The following is a 16,414-nucleotide window of genomic DNA, read 5'->3' as shown; positions in this document are numbered from 1 at the left end:
CGATCGCGGTTGGCGGCGGCGCCCCATCGGGCTGGAGCAGATTTCGATCCGGCCGTGCCGGATCGGCTGCTCCATATTTTTGATTTCCCGCCTTTTCCGAGTCATCAGGTGATTCCACCTGATTGGAAAACGCTTTAAGCCCGTTCCTGCATGTTTGCCGTCCCGCCCCGCCTGCGCGCCCTGTCGCGCCGCGCCGCCCTGATCGCCGGGGCCAGCCTCGGCCTCGCGCTCGGCAGCTGCTCCGACGAAGGCAGCGGCCCGGTGGTGGTCAGCGTCATCGGCAGCCGAACCGAACTTGCCAAGCCCTTGCAGAATCTGCCCAATCCGGCAGCCAAGCTGATCCTGGAGGCCACCGCCCAGGGGCTGGTCGCCTTCGATGCCGGCGGCGACATCTTGCCGGCCCTCGCCCAGCGCTGGGTGGTGGAGGATGATGGGCGCAGCTATATTTTCCGCCTGCGCCGCGCCTTCTGGGCCAATGGCGCTCGCGTCACCGCGCCCGATGTCGCCCGCATGCTGATGGCGCGGATCGAGATGCTGCGCCAGCTCGACCCCGACGGACCGCTCGACGCGGTGCAGGCGGTCGTGCCGATGACCGGCGAGGTGATCGAGATTCGCATGGCCGCTGCCCGCCCCTATGTGCTGCAGATGCTGGCCCAGCCGCAAATGGCGGTGTTGTCGCGCGACGGCGGCACCGGCCCCTATCGCAGCGTCTGGCGCAGCGGCGCGGCGATGCTCGCCCCGGTCGATCGCCTCAGCGGCGACGATGCCGACAGCGATGAGGAGGAAGCCGGCGTCCCCGCCTGGCAGACCCGCGTGCTGCGCGCCGAGCGCGCGTCGCTCGCCATCATCCGCTTCCGCGAGAAACAGTCGGCGCTGGTGCTGGGCGGCCGCTATGCCGACCTGCCCCTGCTGGTGCCCGCCGGCATCGATCGTGACGCCGTGCGAATGGACCCGGTGCAGGGGCTGCTGGGCCTTGCCGTCACCGGCAAGGGCGATCTGCTCGACGATGACGGCGTGCGCGCCGCGATCAACATGGCGGTCGATCGCAACCAGCTGCTCCAGATGTTCCCGCTGGGCGGCTGGGCGATCAGCGAGCAGTTGCTGCCCGGTCAGCTCGACCTGCCGGTGGCGCCGCCCACGCCCGGCTGGGTCGGGCAGGCGATGGATGATCGCCGCGCACAGGGCCGCGCCATCATCGACCGCTGGCGTGGCACCCATGGCGATCCGCCGCCGCTGCGCATCGCCCTGCCCGCCGGCCCCGGCTCGACCCTGTTGTTCGGCCTGTTGGCGCGCGATCTGGGCGCCATCGGCCTGGCCGCAGAGCGGGTCGATCTGGCCGACAAGGCGGACCTGTCCCTGATCGACGAGGTCGCCGCCTATGACAGCGCGCTCTGGTATCTCGGCCGCATCGGCTGTGCCCGCAAGATTCACTGCAGCCCGGAGGGCGAAGCCGCGCTGCAGGCCGCCAGCCTCGCCAGCACGGCGGAGGAGCGCGCCGCCCGCGTCGCCCAGGCGGTGGGCCTGATTCAGGGCCATGATGGCTATATTCCGCTCGGCGCACCGATCCGCTGGTCGCTGGTGTCGAAACGGCTCAGCGGCTTTCTGCCCTCGCCGCGTGGCCGCCACCCATTGAACCATCTCTTCCGCAGCACCAACTAAGGGTCTGCGCCCTTTTTGCCGCACCGGACGTTATCCGGCCGCACAGGGCTTTGGAGAGTGATGGAATGCCCGTTTCGGCCAAGCAGTTCGATGACCTTGTTCGTGACATGCCCGGCTTCGGCCGCGACCCCGCTTCGATCCGTCGCCGGATCGAGATGATGGAGGCCGTGCTGGAGGGGCTGTTCGTCATCCCCGGCACGAAGCGCCGGGTCGGCATGGACAGCCTGATCGGTCTCGTCCCCGTCGTCGGCGACATCGCGACCGCCGCCATGGGCGCCTGGATTGTGTGGGAAGCCCGCAATCTCGGCCTGTCGAAATGGCAGCTCACCCGCATGGCCGCCAATGTCGGCGTCGACACGCTGGTCGGTGCCATCCCCTTTGCCGGCGATATCTTCGACTTTCTCTACAAGTCGAACACGAAGAATCTGCGCATCATCCGCAAGCATCTCGATCGCCACCACCCCTCGACGGTGACGATCGACGGTTAATCCCGGTCAGCGACGCGGCTCGATGCGCAGTTGCGCCCGGTCGCGCACGCCGCCCTGTTGCGGCGGACAGGCCATGTAGCGATATTTGCGGTCCATGCAGATCCACACTTCGCTCAGCGCGCCGTCGCGGCTGACGTTCAGGCGGATGCCATCGGCGACCATGCCCTTGTTCTGTGCCGCGAACGCCTTGGCGAAATCCTGTGCCGACAGGGTCGGCCGCTGTGCCAGTGCATCCATGTCGGGGAAACGCACCGCCTGATAGAGCTTGCGCGACAGGGCGAAGAATTTGGTCGGCGTGGTCGGCATGCAGGTGCCATGCTTGACCCACTCATGCTGGATCAGCTGCACCGAAGGCGTCGAACAGAGATGATCGCTGATCACCTTGCGCGGCAATGGGGCGGCCGGTTTGCAATATTGCGGCCATTCCTTGCCGTAGCCGTCGGGCCACAGGCCATGCAGGGTGAAACCGAAATCATTGCCCGACCCGCACTGGAACGCATCGCGGGCGCCGCCCCGCGACGTCTTACAATATTGCGGGCTCCAGCTGACGGCCAGCGTGTAATAGCCGATCGGCAGCACGCGCTTGGGTTCGTCGGCGCTCGGCCCCTCCACTTGCGGGCGGGCGATGATCTCGGGCAGGCGGCACTGATTGGCCTGGGCATGGGCGATGCCGGGCAGCAGCAGGGCGATCAGGGGCAACAGATATTTACGCATGGGAAAAATCCAGTCCGATGTCGGCGGCAGGGGCAGATTGGGTGAGGCGGCCGACGCTGATATAGGTGACGCCGGTGTCCGCCTTGGCGCGGATCGTCTCCAGCGTGACGCCGCCCGATGCTTCGGTCGGCACCCGCCCGCCGACCAGGGTGACGGCGCCGCGCAGCGTGGCTGCATCCATATTGTCGAGCAGCAAATGGGTAGCGCCGGCGGCCAGCGCCGGCTCGATCTGGTCGACCCGGTCGACCTCGACGATGATCTGGGCGATGCCGGCGGCAACCGCACGGCGCGCCGCTTCCTCGACCGACCCGGCGACCGCGACATGATTATCCTTGATCATCGCCGCATCCCACAGGCCCATGCGATGATTGGTCGCGCCGCCCATGCGGGTGGCATATTTCTCTAGCCGGCGCAGACCGGGGATCGTCTTGCGTGTATCCAGCAAGGTCGCGCCCGTGCCCAGGATCGCGTCGACATAGGCGCGGGTCATGGTGGCGATGCCGGTCAGATGCTGCACCGTGTTGAGCGCCGATCGCTCGGCCGTCAGCAGCGCGCGGGCCTTGCCCCGGATGCGCATGATGTCGGTCCCCGCCGCCACCCGGTCGCCATCCTGGTGCAGCAGCTCGATCTCGACATCGGGATCGAGCGTCCGGAAGAAGGCGACCGCGATCGGCAGGCCGGCCAGCGTCACCGCGTCGCGGCTGTCCATCACCCCGTCGAAGATCGCATCGGCCGGGATCACCGCCTCGCTGGTGACGTCGCGGCCGTCCGGCCCCAGATCTTCCGCCAGCGTCGAAGCGACAAAGGCGTCGAGATCGAACCCTTCCAGCGTGAAAGCCGCGCTCACTTCTTCTTCTCCACCAGTTCGCGGGTCAGGAAGGCGTGCAGCAGCGCCGCGCGCACCGCATCCTCGGCATGGTCGGCGCCGACCGAATGGCCGCCCTCGCGATATTCATGATAATAGACCGTGCTGCCAGTCGCCTTCAGCTTCGCCGCCATCTTGCGCGCATGGCCCGGATGCACCCGGTCATCCTTGGTCGACAGGTAGAAGAAGGCGGGCGGATACTGCGCCCCGGCCTTCACATTCTGATAGGGCGACCATTTGGACATGAACGCCCAGTCGGAGGGCACATCGGGATCGCCATATTCCGCCACCCACGAGGCGCCGGCCGACAGATGCGAATAGCGCTTCATATCCTCCAGCGGCGATCCCGCGATCACCGCGCCATAGAGGTCGGGCCGCTGGGTCATCGCCGCGCCGACCAGCACGCCGCCATTGGAGCGGCCGGAAATGCCGATATCGCCCTTGGTCGACACGCCGGTCTTGACCAGATCCTCGGCCACCGCCGCCAGATCGTCGAACGCATTCTGGCGCTTCTCGCGCAGCGCGTCCTGATGCCAGGCCGGGCCATATTCGCCGCCGCCGCGGATATTGGCGAGGACATAGGCATTGCCATCCTCGACCCAGAACAGGCCCAGCGGCCCGGCGCGATAGGGTTCGGTGGTGAGGTAGGTCGGCGTCTGCGCCGCACGGAACCCGCCATAGGCATGGATGAACGCCGGCACCGGTCCCGTCACGCCCTTCTTGCGCGCCAGGAAATAGGGGATCTTCGTCCCGTCCTTCGACGTGGCGAAGCGCTGCTCCACCACGAACTGGCTGGCGTCGAAGCGCGCGGGCAATTGCTGGATCGTGCGCGCCGCCCCCTGCGCTCCCGCCACCATCAGGCTGGGCGGCGTCAGCATCCCCTCGACCGAAGCGAAGACCCGGTCGCCCTTGTCGTCGGTGCCGACCAGATGGACCGTCGCCTTGTCCGCCAGCGGCACCGAACGGCTGGTCCAGCGGCCGGTGGCAGCGTCGCGGGTCATCGCCAGCAGCGCGCCCGACACATTGTCGAGCTGCTTCACCCACAGGATATTGTCGGTGGTGCGCACTTCCTCGACCACGGAGGTCGCGGTCGGCTTCAGCACGACCTGCGGCGCCCCCGCCTTGCCCGCCGCCACATCGGCGATCGGCCAGGACACCAGCGATCCGGTCGGAATGTCGCCCAGCGGCTTGTTCAGCAGCACGATCATCTGGCCGCCGATCAAGCCACGGAAATCGGCCGTATCGGGCACCGGTGTGCGGATCAGCTGGCCGTTCGCGCCCTCGATATAGAGGTCGTTGGTGTAGAAGGTCAGCGCCCGGTCGATGAAGACCCAGCGTTTGTCGCCATCCTGCTCGACGCGCGGCCGCACCGAAATGTCGCTGTCGACGCCTTCCTTGACCAAAGTTGCGGCCGACAATGGCGTGCCCCGCTTCCAGCGCTTGACGATGCGCGGATAGCCCGACGCGGTCAGCGATCCCGCGCCATAATCGGTGCCAACCAGCAACGTGTCCTTGTCGGCCCAGGCGACGTCGCTCTTGGCTTCGGGCAGGGTGAAGCCGCCCTCGACGAACTTGCCGGTGGCGAGGTCATATTCGCGCACGACATCGGCATCGGTGCCGCCCGCGCTCAGCGAGATCAGGCAGCGACCATAATCGGGCGCCAGGCAATCGGCGCCATGCCAGACCCAGCTCTTGCCCTCGGCCTTGCCCAGCGCATCGACGTCGATGATCGTCGTCCAATTGGGCTTGCCGGCCAGATAGGATGCCAGGTCGCTCGACCGCCACAGGCCGCGGGGGTTCTTCGCGTCGCGCCACAAATTGGTGACCCGGTCGCCCATCACCTTGTCCGGCACCGCGATCTGGCTTTCATCGTCCAGGATCGCGCGCGCCCGCGCCCGGTCCGCCTCGAACCGCGGGCTGGCCCGCAACAGCTTTTCCGTCTCGCCATTCCACTGCTCGACCTGCGCGATCGCCTTGGCGCCCTCGATATCCTCCAGCCAGAGATAGGGATCGTCACCCGTGGCGGGCGCGGCGGCGATCAGGGCAGGAGCGGAAGCGATGGCGATCGCCATCAGGGCGGAACGGAGCGTCAGCTTATGTCTCATGGCCCGATGCGATAGGCGATGATGCGGGGCCGTTACAACAGCGAGCCGACCATCCGCGCGACATTTTCCGCAACCTTGCGATAGAGCGGCCGGGCGCGCCATATTTCGCGGTCCAGCGTCTCCGCCCGCGCCATGAAACGGCGCTGCACCACCTCCACCGCCGCCACCGTTTCCGCGTCATAGAGGAGCAGGCTGGCTTCCTCGTTCAGCTCGAAACTGCGCATGTCGACATTGGCGGAGCCGACCACCGCCAGCCGACCGTCGATGCTGACGGTCTTGGCGTGGACGAATTCGGGCCGATGGGCGTGGATGCCGATGCCCGCCGCCATCAGCTCGGCATAATAAGAGGATTGCGCCGCATGGACCAGCCACTGGTCGACCGGCTTGGACACGATCAGATCGACGGTCACGCCGCGCAGCACCGCCGTGCGCATCGCATCGACCAGATCATCGTCGGGGATGAAATAGGGCGTCACCAGCATCACATGGCTGCACGCCTGATGCAGTTGCCACACCAGCAGCGTCTTGAACCCTTCCAGCGGATAGTTGGACCCGCTCGGCAGCAATTGCGCCACCGCGTCGCCGGCCGGTTCGGGAATGGTCACCGGCCCTTCGGGCAACTGGTGCGTCTCCATATACCAGTCGGCCCGCACCAGCGCCTCCAGCTCCGCCACCACCGGCCCGGTCACCCGCGCCACCAGTTCCTGGTTGACGATGCCGGGCTTGAAGTCGCGCGCGACGATATTCTGCGATCCGACATGGCCGATCGTCCCGTCGATCACGAACAGCTTGCGATGGTTGCGCATGTCGCGCCTTGTCCGCCCGCGGATCCAGCGGAACGGCAAAGCGGCGCACAGCTCCACCCCCGCCGCCGTCAGCATCGCTTCCATCCCCTTGCGCCAGGGACGCGATCCGACCGGATCATACATGACCTGCACGGTGACGCCGCGCTTCACCGCCGCGCCCAGCGCATCGGCCACGCGCTGTCCTACCGCATCATCGGCGAAGATATAGACGAGGATGCGGATGCTGTGCTGCGCGGCATTGATGTCCGCCACCAGCCGATCGATCGCGACGATATAGTCGAAGATCAGATCGACCCGGTTGCCGCCGGTCGCCGGCATCTTGCCCAGCTTCGCGGCCAGGTCGACGATCGGATCGGGCGGCGGCGCATGGGGCGCAAGCCGCGCCGCAATGCCGCCGAACCAGGGATCAAGCTCGCCAAAGCGATCGCGCCGCCATTCGGGGAAACGCGGGCTGCCGATCGTCCAGAACAAGAGCAGTCCCGGCACCGGCAGGAAGAAGATCAGCAGCAGCCACGCCCGCGTCGCGGCCGGCGATCGACGAAAGGGCACGGCGATCAGCGCGCCGATGCGGATCGCCCATTCCAGCGCATAATAGGCCAGGCCCAGTTCGCTGTCGGGGAGGTTGACCATGTGACCGACCTCCCCCGTCTATGCTCAGCGAGCGCCCAGATCGCCCTGACCGACCGTGCCGCTGGCCATTTCCAACATCCGGTCCAGGCTCTTCTTGGCGGCGACGCGCAGCGTCTCGTCCATCTCGATGCGCGGGCTCAGGTCGCGCAGCGACAGATAGAGCTTCTCCATCGTGTTGAGCGCCATATAGGGACAGATATTGCAGTTGCAGTTGCCGTCCGCGCCCGGCGCGCCGATGAAATTCTTGTCCGGCACGCTTTTTTGCATCTGGTGGATGATATGCGGTTCGGTGGCGACGATCAGCGTGTCGCCCGGCATCGTCTTGGCAAAGTCCAGGATGCCGCTGGTCGACCCGACATAATCGGCATGGTCGACGATATAGGGCGGGCATTCGGGATGCGCGGCGACCGGCGCCTGCGGATGCTGGGCCTTGAGCTTCAGCAATTCGGTCTCGCTGAACGCCTCATGCACGATGCACACGCCCGGCCACAGCAGCATGTCGCGGCCCAGCTTGCGCTTGAGATAGCCGCCCAGATGCTTGTCGGGGCCGAAGATGATCTTCTGCTCCTTGGGGATCTGCGCCAGGATCTTCTCGGCCGACGACGATGTCACGATGATGTCGGACAGCGCCTTCACCTCGGCCGAACAGTTGATGTAGCTCAGCGCAATATGATCGGGATGCGCCTCGCGGAACGCCTTGAACTGGGCGGGCGGGCAGCTATCCTCCAGGCTGCAGCCGGCGTCCATGTCGGGCAGCACGACGATCTTCTGCGGCGACAGGATCTTGGCCGTCTCCGCCATGAAGCGCACGCCGCAAAAGGCGATGACATCGGCGTCGGTCTCGGCCGCCTTGCGCGACAGTTCCAGGCTGTCACCAACGAAATCGGACAGATCCTGAATTTCGGGCGACTGGTAATAATGGCCCAGGATGACAGCGTTGCGCTCCTTGCGCAGGCGGTCGATCTCCGCGCGCAGGTCCGTCCCCTGCGGAATATCGGTGAAAGCGTTCATACCCTGTGACTCCTCGGTCCCTTTGCGGGGTCTTGGCACGCGCCCTAGCGTTGTGGGCGCTTGTTTGCCAGTACCTCGTTGATCGGCGTCGTGACGTCCCATTGCTCGCGATTGGGCCGTTCCGCCGGGAAGGTGACGATCACCCGCGCATCGCCCTGCCCGGCCGCTGCCAGCGGCGCGGCCATCAGCTTCACCAGCGCGGCCCGGCCATATTCGCGCGCCTGCGCCATCCGCTCGGGCGACCCGGCCGATTTGGCGGCCCGCGCCTGGGCATAGGCGGACGTGCGCCGGCTCAGTTCCTCGCCCGCCTCGCGCGTCACGAACAGGCCGCTGGTGCGCACCAGAGTGCGCTGGCTCTCGTCCACATTGGGCTTGCCGACGGTGACATCGGGCGCGTTGACGATCAGGGTGCGGCGCTCCGCATCCCATTCCAGGTCATCCGCGCCGATCGCACCGACATTGACGAAATAATCGACCGAAAAGGGCATCTTCACCACCTGGTCGGACTTCAGCCAGCCAAAGCCGCGCACATCGCGCGCGCTGCTCTGGATCGTGCCGCTGAGTTCGGAAACCTTCAGGCTGCTGGTACCGGCGATCCTTTCGGCAATGACCTTGGTCACCACCGTCCCGTCATCCTCGACGCTCACCACATAATCGCGATTATAGCGTTGCCATCCGACCAGCATCGCCCCGCCGACGATCAGGATCAGCAGCGCGACCGCGACCGGCCCGGCATAGCGCTTCAGCGCATCTGCCATCGACCATCCTCCAGCGGCGCAGCCATGCCCCGGCCATTGAGGTCGATCAGATGTGCCAGCACCGATCGCCCGGCCGCCCCGTAGAGGCGCGGGTCCACGCCCTTGTACATTTCCGCCACCATGTCGGGGATGGCGCTGTCGCCATTGCGCTCCAGGAAGCGCATGATCTGGCCCTCGCGCTGCTTGCGATGGCCCATCATGCCGCGCACCAGCCGCTGCGGATTTTCCACCGGCTCGCCATGGGCCGGATAATAGACGATATCGTCCCGCTCCAGCAGCCGCTGCATCGAGCGCATATAGGCAGTCATGTCGCCATCGGGCGGGGAAATGACGCTGGTCGACCAGCCCATCACATGGTCGCCGGTGAACAGCGCCTTGTCCTGCGCCAGCGCAAAGCAGAGATGGTTGGAGGTATGGCCCGGCGTCGCCACCGCCTCCAGCGTCCAGCCGGTGCCGGCCACCACTTCGCCATCGCCCAGCACCCGGTCGGGCCGATAGTCCGCGTCGAATGCCGCATCCGCGCGCGGCCCGTCGTCGCTCAGCGTCAGCGGCGCACAGCCGATGATCGGCGCCCCGGTCAGCGCGCTCAGCGGCCGGGCCGCCGGACTATGGTCGCGATGGGTATGGGTGCACAGGATCGCCACCACGCGCCGCCCGCCGATCGCGGCGATCAGCGCGTCGAGATGCTCGGCCTCGTCCGGCCCCGGATCGATCACCGCCACATCCGCGCCGCCGACCAGATAGGTCTGGGTGCCGGTATAGGTGAAGGGCGACGGATTGGGCGCCAGCACGCGCGCCACCAGCGGCGACAGCGTCATCAGGATGCCGGTCGGCAAATCGGCCGGATCGAACGGGGTAGCCATGGCCCCCATGTGCCCATTTCCCGGCGGATTTCAAGGGCACGCTGCCATTCCAGAATATACGTCATGCCAGCGAAAGCTGGCATCTCAGGCCTTTATATGTAGCATCGCCGGATGGCGCAGGGCGGCTATACCTACATCATGACCAACAAGCCGGGCGGCGTCCTCTATATCGGCGTCACCACCGATCTCGCAGCACGCATCGATCAGCATCGGCGCGGCACCGGATCGATTTTCTGCCGCAAATATGGGCTGACACGTCTGGTCCTCGTCGAACATCACACGGATATCCTGCTGGCGATCAGTCGGGAGAAAACGCTCAAGGCCTGGAAGCGCGATTGGAAAATCCGCCTGATCGAACAGGCCAACCCGGACTGGGATGATCTCTTCGACCATATCGCCTGAAGGCGACAGACCCCAGCCTTAGCTGGGGTGACGATCAGGGAGGAGAGCGCTACCTGTCCTACATCGCCCCCCTCTGCTAGGCTGCCGCCATGCGCCACGCAGCCCCTCCCCGCATCCCCCGCTCCACGCAACAAGATTTCCAACTCTTGTTTCATATTATCAAAATGTGCGGGAAATATGCGAAGTTAAGCGCGGCATTTACAACATGACCCCCGCCCTCCCAGAACGCTGGCGCCAGCATCTCAGCCTCGACCGGCGGCGATCCACCCATACGGTGCGGGCCTATGTCGCCACCGCCGAGCGGCTGGTCGCCTTCCTCGCCGAGCATCAGGGACAGGCCGTGACCGCCGCCAGCCTCGCCCGGCTGGAGCAGGCGGACCTGCGCGCCTATCTCGCCAGCCGCCGGGTCGACGGCATCGGCAATATCTCCGCCGCGCGCGAATTGTCGGCGGTGCGCGGCTTCCTGAAATTTGTCGGCGGCGCGGAGGCCCGCATCCCCCAGCTCAAGGGGCCACGGGTCAAGCGCGGCCTGCCCCGCCCCATCTCCCCCGACGAAGCACTGGCGCTCGCTGGCGACATTGCCGAGGGCGCGCGCGAGGACTGGATCGGCGCGCGCGACTGGGCGGTGCTGCTGCTGCTTTATGGCGCGGGCCTGCGCATTGGCGAGGCGATGGGGCTGATGGGCGACGTCATGCCGCTGGGCGATACGCTGCGCGTCACCGGCAAGCGCGGCAAGACGCGGCTGGTGCCACTGCTGCCGCAGGTCCGTTCCGCGATCGAGGCCTATGCCGACCAATGCCCCTGGTCGCCGGAACGCGACCAGCCGCTGTTCCGGGGCGCGCGCGGCGGCCCACTCTCGGCCGCGCTCATCCGCCGGTCGGTGCAGGGTGCGCGCGGGCGCCTCGGCCTGTCGGACCGGACCACGCCCCATGCGCTGCGCCACAGTTTCGCGACCCATCTGCTCGGCCGGGGCGCGGACCTGCGCAGCTTGCAGGAACTGCTCGGCCATGCCAGCCTGACCTCGACCCAGGTCTATACCCAGGTCGATGCCGCCCATCTGCTCGACGTCTATCGCGCCGCCCATCCCCGCGCCTGAAACGGCCATGGATTCGCCGTAATCCTGCGTCAGCCTCGCTGGCAGATCCCCGTTGCGACCGGAGGAACCCCTGGATGCTGCGTCTGTTGATGGCCCTGCAAAGCGTTGGCGGCACCGACATCCCGCCCGATTTCGACCTTCAGAAGGTGCAGCCCGCGCCCAATCCCAACGCCATCGTCGTCACCGGCCGCCGCCGCGACGAGCGGATCGACCGCGAGGTCGCCGCCACCAGCGACGAGCCACCGCTCGGCCGCGCCGAAACCACCCTGTTCGGCAAGGTGAAGGGCAATGTCCATGTCGAGAGCCAGGGCATGGGCGACGGCACCACCTCGCAGCGGGTAATGGTGGGCATCAAATTGCCCTTCTAACCAGGCTTATCCCTTGGGCCGCCAGGTCGCCAATCGCCAGAGATAGAGCAGCACCGCGCCGACCACGCAGGCGGTCGCCACCGGCCCGACATATTTGTCGATGTCGCGGAAATTCTGGCCGAGCAGGAAGCCGGCATAGGCCAGCACCAGATTCCACACCAGCGCGCCGCCGGCAGTCCAGATCAGGAAACGGACATGCCCCATGCGGAACAGGCCGGCGGGCAGCGAGATCATCGTGCGGAAGGCCGGCATGAAGCGGAAGACGAAGACGACGATCTGGCCATATTTGCCGAACAGCCGGTCCAGCGCCTCGACATCGCGCCATTCCAGCGTCGCCCAGCGGCCGAAGCGATCGACCAGCGGCTTCAACCGGCCAAAGCCCAATATATGGCCGACCAGATACCAGAAATAATTGCCGATCGTGGTGCCCAGCGTGCCCGCCAGCAGCAGCCATTCCATCGCCATCCGCCCCTGGCCGACGCGGATGCCGCCAATCCCCATGATCAGTTCGGATGGGATCGGCGGAAACACATTTTCAAGGATCATCAGCAGGAAGATCCCCCAATAGCCCCCCGCATCGATCAGCCGCAGCACCCAGTCGGTCATGCCCCTATGTCCGTTCGTGCTGAGTAGAGGCTGAGCGAAGTCGAAGCCTCGTATCGAAGCATCGCGTGCAACATCCTTCGATACGCCATTTCGACATGCTCAATGGCTACTCAGGACGAACGGAGGAATGGCGCACATCCGTCAGGCCGCCGCCCGTGCCGCCAGGCGCGCGTCGATCGCGTCCCAGATCAGGCCGCCGGTGTCGGTGCCGTCGAACGCGTCGATCGACACGATGCCGGTGGGCGACGTCACGTTGATCTCGGTCAGCCATTCGCCACCGATCACGTCGATGCCGACGAACAGCAGGCCGCGACGCTTCAATTCCGGACCCATCGCCTCGCAGATTTCCCGCTCGCGATCAGTAAGCACCGTCTTGGCGGCCGATCCGCCGACCGCCAGGTTGGAGCGGATTTCGCCCGCACCCGGAATGCGATTGACCGCACCCGCGACCTCGCCATCGACCAGCACGATGCGCTTGTCGCCCTGCGCGACGCCGGGGATGAAGGCCTGGACCATGAAGGGTTCGACCCACGAGGCCTTGAACAGTTCCACCAGCGACGACAGGTTCGCGCCATTGCTGCCGACATGGAACACTGCAACCCCGCCATTGCCATAAAGCGGCTTCACCACGATCTCGCCATGCTCGGCCAGGAAGCTCTTCACCTCGGCCAGGTCGCGCGTGATCATCGTCGGCGGCATGAAGCGGGCATAATCGAGCACGAACAGCTTTTCGGGCGCATTGCGGACGCTGGCAGGGTCGTTCACCACCAGAGTCTCCTCCTGCACCCGCTCCAGCAAATGGGTGGCGGTGATGTAGCTCAGGTCAAAGGGCGGGTCCTGCCGCATCCACACGACATCGACATCGCGGCCCAGGTCCAGCATCTCCGGCTCGCCCAGCGCATAATGATCGCCCTCGACCTTCTGCACCTTCACCGGCCGCGCCTTGGCCAGCACCCGGCCGTCGCGATAGGTGAGGTCCGGCGCCAGATAATGATAGAGCTTATGCCCCCGCGCCTGCGCCGCCAGCATGATGTGGAAGGTCGAATCGCCGGCGATCCTGATCCCTTCCATCGGGTCCATCTGCATGGCGACGGTCAGGGGGTTGAGTTCGGTCATCTTCATTCCTTTTACCGTTCGCCCTGAGCGAAGTCGAAGGGCTCCGCCGAGCGTTAGCGAGGTGACTTGCCTTCGCTGGCGCTCAGGCGCGGGCTTCGACTTCGCTCAGCCCGAACGGAATGGAGAGCCTTCACCCCCCATGCCAGACATTGGCCAGATGGCGTGGCGGGCGGCCCGGCGCAAGGAGGATGACGTCAATTCGCATGTCGTCTCCGGGTCTTGCCAGCTGATGCCATAATATTTCGGCGCTCGCCGCCACCCGTGCCAGTCGGCGTTGGTCGATCGCGACGTCCAGCTCGGCATCGGTGGCGCGGCTCTTCACCTCGACAAAGGCCAGCATCGCGCCCTTGCGCGCGACCAGGTCGACCTCGCCCGCGGGCGTGCGCAGGCGCTGGCCGATAATCTGCCAGCCCTTGAGGCGCAGCCACCAGGCAGCGATGCGTTCGGCCTGCCGGCCGCGCTTCTCCGCCTGCTGGCGGTTCACGCCTCGCGTTCCCCTTTCAGCTCATTCGCCCGGTCATAGAGCGTCCGCCGGTCGAGCCCCAGCTTCTTGGCCACCTCGCCCGCCGCCTTCGACACCGGCAGCCGGGTCAGCGCCTCCCGCAGCGCCGCGTCGGCATCCTCGGCGCTGGCCGGGGGTGCCTCGCCGGGCGGGCCGACGATGACGACGATCTCGCCCTTGGGCGGGGCATCGGCATAGCGAGCGGACAGCGCGGTCAGTGTGCCGGTCGTCGTCTCCTCGAACGTCTTGCTGATCTCGCGACTGACCGCCGCCTCGCGATCGCCCAGCGCCGCCGCCATCGCCGCCAGACTATCCGACAGGCGCGGCCCGCTTTCGTAGAAGACCAGGGTCGCGCGCAATGCCACCACCTCGGCCAGCACGTCGCCGCGCGCCTTCGCCTTGTTCGGCAGGAAGCCCATGAACAGGAACCGGTCGGTCGGCAGGCCCGACAGGGTCAGCGCCGCGATCGCCGCGCTCGGCCCCGGCAGGGTCGTGATCTTGCGCCCCGCCGCCCGCGCATCGCGCACCAGCTTGTAGCCCGGATCGGAAATCAGCGGCGTCCCCGCGTCCGACAGCAGCGCCACCGATTCGCTCGCCATCCGCTCGATCAGCCGTTGCCGCACATTTTCGGCGCTATGGTCATGATAGGGAATCATCGGTCGATCCGACCCCGCATGGCGCAGCAGCCTTGCGCTGACCCGTGTATCTTCCACGGCGACCACGTCGGCCAACCGCAGGACTTCGGCCGCGCGCGGCGTAAGGTCTCCAAGGTTGCCGATCGGCCCCGCCACGATGTAAAGCCCGGGCTCAAGCCCGGATGCCAATATAGTTTCCATAAGGATCCCAGATGACAGAGACGGATGCCCCCCGGCAAGCGAACATGTTCGCGGCGATGAAGCGCAGCGCGCGATTGCTGTTCGTTGCCAGCACCATCATGCTTGCCGCCTGTCAGTCGATCGTGCCCAAGGGCCCCGGCCCTGCCCAGCCCACCGGTCCCGCCAAGCCGACCGGCCCGGAAGTGACCCAGGGCCTGCCGACCGACACTGCGCGCCACCGCGTCGCACTGCTGGTCCCGACCAGCGGCCCCAATGCCGGTGTCGGCCAGTCGATCGCCAACGCCACCACCCTGGCGCTGATGGACATCAAGACCGACAAGGTCCGCATCACCACCTATGACACCGCCACCGGCGCGGCAGCCGCCGCCAACCGGGCGCTGGCCGACGGCAACCGCCTGATCCTGGGACCATTGCTGGCGGATGACGCTCGCATCATCGGGCCGATCGCGGCCAAGGCCAATGTGCCAGTCATCAGCTTCTCCAACGACACCAGCGTCGCGGGCAGCAACATCTTCCTGATGGGCTATACCCCCAACCAGTCGATCGAACGGGTGATCGGCTTCGCCCGTCAAAAGGGCCTGTCCAATTTCGGTGCGCTGGTGCCGCGTGGCACCTATGGCGAGCGCGCCGGCAATGCGCTGTTGCGCGCGGTCGAACAGGCCGGCGGCACGGTCGTGTCGATGCAGACCTTCGACCGCACCCCCGCCTCGATCACCGCTGCGGTCAAGAAATTGCAGGCCTCGTCCAGCTATGACGCGCTGCTGATCGCCGACAGCGGCCGGGTCGCGCTGCAGGTCGCGCCGATCGTGCGCAAGAATGGCGGCGCCAATGCCCGCCTGCTCGGCACCGAAATCTGGAATACCGAAGAATCGCTGGCCGCCAGCCCCGTGCTGCGCGGCGCCTGGTATGCCAGCGTGTCGGACAGCCTTTATCGCCAGCTCGCGACCAAATATCGCACCCGTTACGGCAGCGCGCCCTTCCGCCTGTCCTCGATGGGCTATGACGCGGTGTTGCTGACGGTGCGGATCGCCCAGGACTGGAAGCCGGGTTCGCCCTTCCCCACAGCGCGCCTGCGCGATCCGGGCGGCTTTGCCGGCATCGACGGCGCCTTCCGCTTCAACCGCAACGGCATCGCCGAACGCGCACTGGAAGTGAGCGAGGTCGGCGCCGGCACGATCAGCGTGGTCGATCCCGCCCCGCGCGGCTTCGGCAATTAAGCAAAGGGGGCCGGAAGGCCCCCTTTTTCGTTACGGATCAGACCCGCGCCGTCGGCACGATCAGCGGCAGGCCGTCGCTGACGTCGATCCGCGCGGCGACGCCATAGACGGATGCCAGCCGCTCCGGCGTCAGCACTTCCATCGGCGCGCCGTCCGCCACCAGCGCGCCGCCATCCATCAGCAGCAGCCGATCGCAATAGCGCGCCGCCATGGCGAGGTCGTGGAGCACGGTGACGACCAGCGCCCCGCCCTGCGCCTGCGCCCGCAACAAGGCCATCACATCGATCTGGTGGCCGGGGTCGAGCGCGGCGAGCGGCTCGTCGGCGATCAGCGCCGGCGCGCCCACCGCCAGCGCCCGCGCGAGCAGCACCC

General features: G+C 66.7%; 18 protein-coding genes. 6 read left to right on the top strand and 12 right to left on the bottom strand.

All coding sequences use genetic code 11. The features are described 5' to 3' along the window. Window positions 1-150 precede the first annotated feature (150 nt). Both A0U87_RS14875 and A0U87_RS14870 read left to right on the top strand, forming a co-directional pair. Complete coding sequence (locus tag A0U87_RS14875) at window positions 151-1,659, top strand: ABC transporter substrate-binding protein (protein WP_048938371.1); 1,509 nt, start codon at window positions 151-153, stop codon at window positions 1,657-1,659. Window positions 1,660-1,724: 65 nt separating this feature from the next. Then, window positions 1,725-2,147 (top strand): DUF4112 domain-containing protein, encoded by a 423-nt coding sequence (locus A0U87_RS14870; protein ID WP_010336734.1) that lies wholly within the window; start codon window positions 1,725-1,727, stop codon window positions 2,145-2,147. Between the two features lie 6 nt (window positions 2,148-2,153). On the opposite strand, the gene A0U87_RS14865 is transcribed toward A0U87_RS14870, so the two are convergent. From A0U87_RS14865 to A0U87_RS14835, 7 genes are read right to left on the bottom strand one after another with little or no spacing between them, the layout of a single operon-like run. Continuing rightward, window positions 2,154-2,861 carry a ribonuclease T gene (locus A0U87_RS14865; protein WP_048938372.1) on the bottom strand — a complete coding sequence of 236 codons (708 nt, stop codon included), beginning with the start codon at window positions 2,859-2,861 and terminating at the stop codon, window positions 2,154-2,156. Continuing rightward, window positions 2,854-3,708, bottom strand: coding sequence for a carboxylating nicotinate-nucleotide diphosphorylase (nadC, locus tag A0U87_RS14860; RefSeq protein ID WP_048938373.1), 855 nt, complete (start codon window positions 3,706-3,708; stop codon window positions 2,854-2,856). The genes A0U87_RS14865 and nadC overlap by 8 nt, the downstream gene beginning before the upstream one ends. Further along, entirely contained in the window at window positions 3,705-5,831 is a 2,127-nt protein-coding gene (locus A0U87_RS14855; protein WP_048938374.1) for a prolyl oligopeptidase family serine peptidase, read from the bottom strand. The genes nadC and A0U87_RS14855 overlap by 4 nt, the downstream gene beginning before the upstream one ends. A gap of 32 nt (window positions 5,832-5,863) precedes the next feature. Then, window positions 5,864-7,267 carry a phospholipase D-like domain-containing protein gene (locus A0U87_RS14850; protein ID WP_048938375.1) on the bottom strand — a complete coding sequence of 468 codons (1,404 nt, stop codon included), beginning with the start codon at window positions 7,265-7,267 and terminating at the stop codon, window positions 5,864-5,866. Between the two features lie 24 nt (window positions 7,268-7,291). Next, window positions 7,292-8,278, bottom strand: a complete 987-nt coding sequence (gene nadA, locus A0U87_RS14845) for a quinolinate synthase NadA (RefSeq protein ID WP_048938376.1) — start codon at window positions 8,276-8,278, stop codon at window positions 7,292-7,294. A gap of 44 nt (window positions 8,279-8,322) precedes the next feature. Then, window positions 8,323-9,036 (bottom strand): DUF4230 domain-containing protein, encoded by a 714-nt coding sequence (locus A0U87_RS14840; RefSeq protein WP_048938377.1) that lies wholly within the window; start codon window positions 9,034-9,036, stop codon window positions 8,323-8,325. Beyond that, window positions 9,021-9,899 carry an MBL fold metallo-hydrolase gene (locus tag A0U87_RS14835; protein WP_048938378.1) on the bottom strand — a complete coding sequence of 293 codons (879 nt, stop codon included), beginning with the start codon at window positions 9,897-9,899 and terminating at the stop codon, window positions 9,021-9,023. Before A0U87_RS14835 ends, A0U87_RS14840 begins: the two co-directional genes overlap by 16 nt. A 111-nt stretch (window positions 9,900-10,010) precedes the next feature. On the opposite strand from A0U87_RS14835, the gene A0U87_RS14830 reads away from it, so the two are divergent. From A0U87_RS14830 to A0U87_RS14820, 3 genes are all read left to right on the top strand, one after another. Further along, entirely contained in the window at window positions 10,011-10,301 is a 291-nt protein-coding gene (locus A0U87_RS14830; protein ID WP_048938379.1) for a GIY-YIG nuclease family protein, read from the top strand. Between the two features lie 205 nt (window positions 10,302-10,506). Beyond that, complete coding sequence (locus A0U87_RS14825) at window positions 10,507-11,397, top strand: tyrosine recombinase XerC (RefSeq protein WP_048938380.1); 891 nt, start codon at window positions 10,507-10,509, stop codon at window positions 11,395-11,397. Window positions 11,398-11,471: 74 nt separating this feature from the next. Further along, window positions 11,472-11,765 (top strand): hypothetical protein, encoded by a 294-nt coding sequence (locus tag A0U87_RS14820; protein WP_048938381.1) that lies wholly within the window; start codon window positions 11,472-11,474, stop codon window positions 11,763-11,765. A 6-nt stretch (window positions 11,766-11,771) separates the two neighbouring features. On the opposite strand, the gene A0U87_RS14815 is transcribed toward A0U87_RS14820, so the two are convergent. The 4 genes from A0U87_RS14815 to rsmI form a co-directional block, all read right to left on the bottom strand. Continuing rightward, complete coding sequence (locus A0U87_RS14815) at window positions 11,772-12,371, bottom strand: DedA family protein (RefSeq protein WP_004210450.1); 600 nt, start codon at window positions 12,369-12,371, stop codon at window positions 11,772-11,774. Between the two features lie 141 nt (window positions 12,372-12,512). After that, window positions 12,513-13,487 (bottom strand): glutathione synthase, encoded by a 975-nt coding sequence (gene gshB / locus A0U87_RS14810; protein WP_048938407.1) that lies wholly within the window; start codon window positions 13,485-13,487, stop codon window positions 12,513-12,515. A gap of 130 nt (window positions 13,488-13,617) precedes the next feature. Further along, window positions 13,618-13,971, bottom strand: coding sequence for a YraN family protein (locus A0U87_RS14805; protein WP_010336721.1), 354 nt, complete (start codon window positions 13,969-13,971; stop codon window positions 13,618-13,620). After that, window positions 13,968-14,825 carry a 16S rRNA (cytidine(1402)-2'-O)-methyltransferase gene (gene rsmI / locus A0U87_RS14800; protein WP_137405659.1) on the bottom strand — a complete coding sequence of 286 codons (858 nt, stop codon included), beginning with the start codon at window positions 14,823-14,825 and terminating at the stop codon, window positions 13,968-13,970. Before rsmI ends, A0U87_RS14805 begins: the two co-directional genes overlap by 4 nt. A gap of 56 nt (window positions 14,826-14,881) precedes the next feature. On the opposite strand from rsmI, the gene A0U87_RS14795 reads away from it, so the two are divergent. Then, the gene (locus A0U87_RS14795; protein WP_199909726.1) at window positions 14,882-16,042 is read left to right on the top strand and encodes a penicillin-binding protein activator; all 1,161 of its coding nucleotides are present in this window, start codon (window positions 14,882-14,884) and stop codon (window positions 16,040-16,042) included. 37 nt (window positions 16,043-16,079) lie between these two features. Here A0U87_RS14795 and A0U87_RS14790 read toward each other — a convergent pair. Then, the coding region (locus A0U87_RS14790) for an ABC transporter ATP-binding protein (RefSeq protein ID WP_137405658.1) at window positions 16,080-16,414 on the bottom strand (335 nt) is incomplete at its 5' end.

The organism is Sphingobium sp. MP9-4, from assembly GCF_005281675.1.
GTDB lineage: Bacteria > Pseudomonadota > Alphaproteobacteria > Sphingomonadales > Sphingomonadaceae > Sphingobium > Sphingobium yanoikuyae.
The sequence above is the reverse complement of the archived record's forward strand: the minus strand, read 5'-3'. Positions and strand labels throughout refer to the sequence as shown.